Annotated in this window: 3 protein-coding genes and 1 pseudogene; 3 read left to right on the top strand and 1 reads right to left on the bottom strand. The window is 72.7% G+C overall.

Translation table 11 applies throughout. From position 1 onward, the window contains the following. The coding region (locus AAHZ94_RS33285; RefSeq protein WP_349997433.1) for a hypothetical protein at positions 1-227 on the bottom strand (227 nt) is incomplete at its 3' end. Between AAHZ94_RS33285 and AAHZ94_RS33290 the strand changes: the two genes are divergently transcribed. The 3 genes and pseudogenes from AAHZ94_RS33290 to AAHZ94_RS33300 form a co-directional block, all read left to right on the top strand. After that, positions 138-560, top strand: coding sequence for a cold-shock protein (locus AAHZ94_RS33290; protein ID WP_349997431.1), 423 nt, complete (start codon positions 138-140; stop codon positions 558-560). The genes AAHZ94_RS33285 and AAHZ94_RS33290 overlap by 90 nt on opposite strands. 303 nt (positions 561-863) lie before the next feature. Next, positions 864-1337: an NUDIX hydrolase gene (locus tag AAHZ94_RS33295; RefSeq protein ID WP_349997432.1), complete on the top strand. Its 474-nt coding sequence runs from the start codon at positions 864-866 to the stop codon at positions 1335-1337. A 299-nt stretch (positions 1338-1636) separates the two neighbouring features. Further along, a pseudogene (locus AAHZ94_RS33300) lies at positions 1637-2017 on the top strand (hypothetical protein); the annotation flags it as partial.

A 2017-nucleotide genomic window follows, 5' to 3' on the forward strand; every position in this document is an offset into this window, starting at 1 on the left:
GGGGCCGCCGGGACAGCTTGCTGACGGCCGGGACGGGAACTGCTTCCCGTTCGGTGGATTCCTTGTAGGCTGTGGGCGGCGCCGGCGAGAGGCGTCACTGGTTGTGGTAGCGATTGACTGTTTGTGGGGTATTCGCGGTGGCTACGGGAAAAATTCTGCGGTTTGACGAGATTCGCGGCTATGGGTTCATCACGCCGGATGACGGCGATGAGGACGTCTTCATGCACGCGAACGACCTGCGTAACGACAAGTCCCTGTTCCGTCCGGGGCTGCGGGTCGCGTTCGACGTCGAGGACGGTCAGCGGGGCCTCAAGGCCTCGGACGTGCGGCTGATCGAGCGCTCCGCGCCGGCCGCACCGGTGACCGCCGACATCGCGCGCCCGCGGGTGCGCACCGAGGCGGAGGACGGCACGTGTGACGTTCTGACCTCGTCGGAGTTCCAACTGGAGCTGACTGAGGCGCTGTTGCACGCGGTGCCGTCGCTGACGGGCACCCAGCTCATGCTGGCCCGCAGCCGCATCATCGAGCTGGCCCAGGAGCACAACTGGGTGGAGTACTAAACGATCCCCGGCTGCCCCGGCCCGCACCGGACCGGGGCCCGGACGGTCGGTGTGGCGGGCACACCCCAGGGTTGGCCCGCCGTTGACACACCCTCGGTGAACTGACACAGCCGTGTCGAAGCAGCCCCGGCCCCGCCCGCATGGACGGGGGCGGCGGGTGCTTCGACACGGCTGTGGCGTGTGGGGCCGCGGGCGGCCGGTGCGTCGACGCGCTCGGCCACCGCACGAAGGCGAACACGGGCACCGCCGCTGGGGGCGGCGGCCCGGATACTGGGGCGGGAACACGGCGAAGGGTGCTCGGGCATGAGTTTTCGGCTGGCGGCGTACGCGGTGTGCATCGAGGACGGGCGGGTGCTGCTCGCCCGGCACGTGTCACGGCGGGGTGAGAGCACCTGGACCCTGCCGGGTGGCGGGGTCGAGCACGCGGAGGACCCGTTCGACGCGGTGGTCCGCGAGGTCGCCGAGGAGACCGGCTGCGACGGGGTGGTCGAACGCCTGCTGGGCGTGGACTCCCGGGTGATCCCCGCGGCAGAGCGGGCCGTCCCCGGCGGGCCCGAGCACCAGAACGTCGGCGTCTTCTACCAGGTCCGCATCGTCGGCGGCGAGCTACGCCCGGAGCCGAACGGCGCCACCGCCGAGTCGGTCTGGACACCGTTCTCCGACGTCCTCCGTCTCCGCCGCTCCTCACTCGTCGATGTGGGCCTCACCCTGGCGCGGACGCTCCCGCCGACCGGCCATGTCGCCGCCGTACAGGTCGGCGGCCTGATCCAGCACTGAGCAAACGGTCCGCGAAGGGGAGCGCCCGGGCTGCGGCACGGGCGAGCGGTGTGCCGGCCCGTGGTCCGGTGCGGCGGAGTGCCACGCCGTGCGTACGACGCGACGGACTTCGACGGTGCCCCCGGCGACGGCCCCGGCGCCGCGCCGACCGCTGCCCCTCCCCCAGTCGCACCACCTCACCACATCGGGTCACCCAGCCACCCCACAGGCCGGTCAGCCCCCACCATTGACGGCTCCGACGCGGTGCGCGAGGGTCGAACTCCGTTGCAGGCATTGCCACTTGGCGAGGGGGTGGCCGGGTGAACGCGGGGGCGCGGCGGGGTGGTGGGGGTGTCGCGCGCGCCACCGGCCTCGTCTGTCTGGTGCTCTTCCTGGTGGGCGCCGGCGCCGCACTGGCCACCGGTGCGGAACAGGTCGCGGCGCTGCTGCCCACCGCGCCGGGCCTTCTGCTGTCCTTGCTCGCCTACCGCAAGAGCCGCGCCGAGTCCGCGGTCCAGCAGCTCGACCATGCGCTGGGCGCATCGGCCGCCGACCGGCTGGCCCGGGAGGTGCGTACGGAGTGGGAGGAAGAGGCCGCCGCCCGCGGTCTTGACGAGCAGGCGCTCACGCTGCGGTGGACGTGGTCGCCGCGCGAGGTCGGCGCGCCGCGTGAGCTCGTACTGCGGCGTCGCCTGGTCGCG

This window comes from Streptomyces sp. HSW2009, assembly GCF_040240285.1.
Lineage (GTDB): Bacteria > Actinomycetota > Actinomycetes > Streptomycetales > Streptomycetaceae > Streptomyces.